Raw genomic sequence first — 4,672 nt, forward strand, 5'->3', positions numbered from 1 at the left:
GCGGTGGGAGACGAGGGGGGAGTGGGCTTCGGGGCGGCGCTCGCCGCCGCTGGTGCGGAGCTGCTGTTCTCGGGGGTAACTGCCGCCGACGGTGTGGAAGTCGGTGTGCTGGGTGCCGGGACGGTCGATTCGGATGGTGAAGCCCAGGTCCTGGTAGCGGGGCCTGCCGGGCAGGTCGGTGAACGGGTCGAGGGCTCGGGGGCGTTCGCGTCCGGCGCAGGCGGCGAACATGCCGATCAGGGCGGAGCGGGTGGGGTGGGGGGCGGTGTCGCGGTCGTGGAAGGCCGCGCTGGTGCCGAAGGCGGCCAGCGGGCCCGCGATGCGCAGCAGCATCCCGTTCATCGGGGCGCCTGGGGGTGTGCGGCGTCGATGAGGGCGGCGTCGATGAGGGCATCGAAGCCGTGGTGGCGGGTGCCGAGGTGCGTGGCGTCGTCGGGTTGGGCGGTGGCGTAGCCGTGGCCGATGCGGTGTGCGGTGCCGATCAGCTGTTCCAGGATTCCGGCGTGGGTGTCGAGGGCGTGGTAGGTGGGGGTGAGGTAGCCGCCGTGGGGTGCGGCTTTGACGGGTTGTTCGAAGGCTCCGGCGTAGGTGACGGGGCGGCGGTCGCGTACGGCGTAGGCGACCAGGTCGGGCACGGTGTGCGGGGCGGTGGAGGTCTTCTTCGCCTGGGGCACGGTCATGATGAACGCGCGCATGAACAGGCCAGCCAGGCGCAGGGCTTCGTCTTGGTCGCCGTCGAGGTTGCGGGTCAGGTCGGTGAGGTTGACGGTGGTGAACCGGTAGAAGGAGCCGGTGGTGAGGAAGGCGGTGTCCAGGTGGGCGCTGCCGCGGTCGCCGGGGGCGGGCCAGTCCTCCTTGGCGGTGAAGAAGTCGGGCTGCAGGTCGCTCCTGTGGGTGGTGAAGGCCGGGGCGGTCTGGACGGAGCTGGTGACCTCGGCGTCGCTCAGGCCGGCGAGCATCCGGCCGAAGAGGTGGATGGTGGGAGCGCGGCGGGTGAGGCAGGCGGCCACCTCGTCGGCGGGCAGGAGCGCGGGGGGCGGCTTCCGGCGTGCGCGCTTGGCCCCGTCGCTGTCGTCCGCGGCGGCTTGCAGTGCGGCCAGGCCCTTTTCCAGGGCGGCGCGGTTGCGGGTGCAGATGGCGGTGAGGTCGTCGATGAGGGCGTCGGCGGCGACGAGGAGCATGGCCTGGGTGCGGTGTTCTTCCTTCGGGTTGGTGTCCAGGCCCTTGGGTGTGGCGGAGCGGGCGATCTGCCCGGCGGCGAAGTGGGCCAGGTCATCGGGCCAGTCGGCTTCGCGCAAGGCGCCGGCGACGAGCGGCGGAATCCTGCGGGTACGGGCGGTGGGCTCGGCGAGTTCGGTCTCGAGCTCCAGGCGCCAGTGGCGTCTTTGGCACTGTGAGCTGACGACGGCGCGCAGGGCGTTGCCGATCGTGAGGGTCTTGGGCTGGTTGTATTCGCCCCGGTTCAGGCAGCTGGGCGGCTTGTGCTCGCTGGCGTGCAGGTCGAGGTAGCGGTCGTACATCACAGCTCCAGGAGAGTGTCGGGCACGGTCAGGAAGAAGTCATGGCGCCAGCGGCCGGCCACGTCCAGGGGGTCGAAGTCCCACTGGGCGAGGTCCTCCAGCAGCACGGCGAAGTCACACACCGCGCCCAGATGCAGGAGGCGGCGGACGGTGTGGGGAAGCCTGCCGTGCAGCAGGTCGGCGGAGAGCACGCCCATCACCTCCAGTTCGCGCTGCAGGCCGGGGGCGGCGTGTGGATGGGCGTGGGCGGCGCGGGCCAGGGTGCGGCCGAGGGTGGGGCGCCGTGCCCAGTCGGCGACCGGGGAAGGGGCGCTGGGCAGCGGGTCCGGGGAGGACTGTTGCGGAAGCTGGTCGGAGGGTGGTGCGCCGGTCCAGTCCGTGGCGGGGCGTTCCAGGGCGATCAGGGAGGCGGTGGTGTAGTGGGCGCGGCGGGCGCCGTATCCCGCGCTCGGTTTGATGAGGTAGGGGTCCATGCGGCGGCACTGCTTGACGGGTCGGCCGTGGCCCTCTTCGAGGGCTCTGCGGATGCGCGGGGTGCGGCACAGGATGCGGACGTGGTCGACGAAGGTGTCGTAGTGGCGGCGGCGTTCGTCACGGCTGGGAATGTGTCGCTCCTGTCGGTTGGCGTGTGTCGCTGGGGGGTGCGCCGGCGGTGCGCAGTGTCAGCAGGGCGCGGGCCAGGGCGGGGCCGGCCTTGGGGAAGTGGTTCAGGGCGGCGGAGGTGGCCTCGCTCAGCGCGGTGATCGCCACGGCGGCGAACACCCCGTGGGCGGGCCGCGCATCGTCGATGAGTTGCCAGAACGCCTCTTCGGCGTGCGGCCAGTAGGAGGCGAGCGCCTGCCGGGCCCACATGCTGGCGTCCCGTGAGCCGCCGCCGCGCCGGGGTGCCACGCCGGGGTTGAGGCTGGTGGTGTCTCTCCAGGCGCGGTCGGCCGTGGTGTGCAGCGCGGCGGCCAGGGTTTCGGCGGCGGCGCGGCATTCCGCGATGCGCGAGGCTTTGACCGGGTCGTGTTCCTGGGCCCAGGGCCAGATCGGCGGGGTCAGACCGGTGTACCAGATCCGGTTGTTGACCTTGCCGTCCTGGTCGAAGCCGCATACCCACACCCGCAGAGGGGCGCGGGTGTCCTCGGGGAGGCTGTTGAGGGTGGTGAACACTTCCGGCCGGCATCCGGGCCGGTGTTCGTCTCCGGCGAGCACCAGGGCCTCCAGTTCGCGCCACAGGGCTCGGTCGGCGTCCGCGCGGCGCGCGCTGCGCCGGCGGTCGGCTGGTGCCTTCGGGTCGAGGTCGTAGACGAGGTAGGGGTCAGTGGCCTCCAGGCCGGGATGCTGGGTGGCCCAGGTCAGGTAGGCGTCGGTGACGTGTTCTGCGTCGGGGTCGGCGACGAGCAGGACAGCGTGACGGGAGCGGCCGGTCAGCAGCTGCCCGGGCCAGGTCACTTCGGGGGGCACCCGCAGCGGGTGGGGTGTATGGGGCTGTTCCCAGGGACAGGCGTCGTCCTCGCGGTCCTGGCCTTCGCCGCGGTAGGGAGTCAGGTGCAGCAGCAGGGTCTCGTACAGGGTGCGGCCACGGGGGTGGAAGGAGACGGTGGAACGCAGCGGGCCCGCCCTCAGCTGGCCGCTGGTCAAGGAGCCGACGGTGCGGGCCGTGCACCGTCCCGAGGGCCCGTAGTAGTGGTAGGCGAGCAGGTTCCACAGCGCTTCCCGGGCGGGCAGGGGCTGGGGGTCGGTGTCGGTGTGGCTGCCGTTGAACCAGGCCAGGTTGTTGCCTGCCGGGCGACCGTAGACCAGGGCGTTGATCCCGCTGCTTTTGGCGCACTGTGCGGCCAGGGCCGCGTCCTGCAGCCATGGCCGCTCGGGGTGGAACAGGTCGAATTCGTGGGCGTCGAAGTAGGCGTGCACGGCCTCGGGGTCGAAGCCGTCAGTGCGGGTGAGCAGTCTCCTACGGCGCGCCAGCCAGTCCTGTATCGGTGTCTGGGGGTCGTCGAGTCCGGTGATGCGGGCGCAGATCGCGGCGAGGATCCGGTACAGGGCAGCCCGGGCGGGTGGCAGGGGCAGGGCCAGGTCGTCAAGGCGGTGGGCGTCGGCCAGCAGCGTGCGCAGGCCGACGTACTCGGTGTGGTCGCTGCGGCGCACCGGGATGCAGGGGCGGACATCGATGGGGTAACTGGGGGTTGCCATAAGGGAACTTCCCTTCGCTGAAGGGCTGCGGGAAGGAGACGCCAGCCGTGGGAGGGCGCGGTCGGGACGCGGCAGCGGCGCGGGGGCTGGAATTCGGCGCACGCTCTCCGGTTTGCCCAGTTCACTGCGGGTGGTGGCGTCCTGGACTGGGAGGAGGCGGACGGATCACGGGGACGATGAGGAACACACCGGCTGTGACGGGCGGTAAGCGCCGTTACATGGATCAAGGAAAGCATCTACTGCAAATCCCGTACAGCCCCTGCAAATTAGTGGGATAAAAGCCCGGGGTGTGGTCCGGGGCGCGCGTGCGGAAGTGCCGAGCGCCCCGTGCGGGTACTCGCGCGCCCGGCTAGTCTTCCGTGGAGGACGACGTCCGCGGACCGGCTCTTCGGCGGTGCCGTGCCCGCAGGGTGTAGTGCGTGAGGCTGGTTTCCGGGTCCGCTTCGGTCCGCTGGCCGGCACGCGTCGGTGGGTTGCGGCCTTGGGGGCAGGGCAGGGCGCGTCAGCATGGGCGCGGCGCGGATGGTGCCCGTCTGCCGGGCACGAGGCGGTGTCGGCTCCGGTCTGGTCCTGGTTGGGCGGCCGGGCTCAGGGGATTGCGGGCAGCTGGTGGTGGACGAGGCCGAGTTCGTCGTCGACGTGCAGGTGGTGGTGGCCGAGCCGGACGGGCTGCGGGTATGCCGGGTCGTGCGCGAGGAGGACGAGGTCGGCGAGCAGGGGGTGCTTGCGCCAGGCCTCGGGGCCCTGGTGGGTGGCGGCGGCGACCCAGGCGCTGGGGACGGGCAGGGTGTGCTGCAGGACGGTGCGGATGTCGGTGGTGCGCAGGTGAGGGCCCTGGGGCATCGGGATGCGGCCGGCCGTGTCGAGGGTGGGCGGGCGATCGGGGTGCTGGTAGCAGGCCAGGACACGGCGGGGGGGGGGGTGGGGGGGGGGGGGGGGCCGGGGGGGGGGGCGCCGGGGGGGGGGGGGGGGTT

At 72.3% G+C, this 4,672-nt stretch carries 5 protein-coding genes; all 5 read right to left on the bottom strand.

What is annotated here, in order from left to right:
• On the bottom strand, positions 1-342 hold a 342-nt coding region (cas5e, locus tag ADL12_RS19720), incomplete at its 3' end, for a type I-E CRISPR-associated protein Cas5/CasD (RefSeq protein WP_079052141.1).
• Positions 339-1,520 carry a type I-E CRISPR-associated protein Cas7/Cse4/CasC gene (cas7e, locus tag ADL12_RS19725; protein WP_062703992.1) on the bottom strand — a complete coding sequence of 394 codons (1,182 nt, stop codon included), beginning with the start codon at positions 1,518-1,520 and terminating at the stop codon, positions 339-341. The genes cas5e and cas7e, both read right to left, overlap by 4 nt.
• On the bottom strand, positions 1,520-2,125 hold the full coding sequence (casB, locus tag ADL12_RS19730) for a type I-E CRISPR-associated protein Cse2/CasB (RefSeq protein WP_063806692.1): 606 nt from the start codon (positions 2,123-2,125) through the stop codon (positions 1,520-1,522). Before casB ends, cas7e begins: the two co-directional genes overlap by 1 nt.
• Positions 2,112-3,698 carry a type I-E CRISPR-associated protein Cse1/CasA gene (gene casA, locus ADL12_RS19735; protein WP_063806693.1) on the bottom strand — a complete coding sequence of 529 codons (1,587 nt, stop codon included), beginning with the start codon at positions 3,696-3,698 and terminating at the stop codon, positions 2,112-2,114. The genes casB and casA overlap by 14 nt, the downstream gene beginning before the upstream one ends.
• Positions 3,699-4,286: 588 nt before the next feature.
• Positions 4,287-4,601: a hypothetical protein gene (locus tag ADL12_RS19740; protein ID WP_341846363.1), complete on the bottom strand. Its 315-nt coding sequence runs from the start codon at positions 4,599-4,601 to the stop codon at positions 4,287-4,289.
• Positions 4,602-4,672: the final 71 nt, after the last annotated feature.

The organism is Streptomyces regalis (assembly GCF_001509475.1).
GTDB classification, from domain to species: Bacteria; Actinomycetota; Actinomycetes; order Streptomycetales; family Streptomycetaceae; genus Streptomyces; species Streptomyces regalis.

What these genes read in the sequence shown, in the direction of transcription:
- cas7e (WP_062703992.1), bottom strand. Translation starts at nt 1,520, where the DNA reads ATGTACGACCGCTACCTCGACCTGCACGCCAGCGAGCACAAGCCGCCC.
- casA (WP_063806693.1), bottom strand. Translation starts at nt 3,698, where the DNA reads ATGGCAACCCCCAGTTACCCCATCGATGTCCGCCCCTGCATCCCGGTG.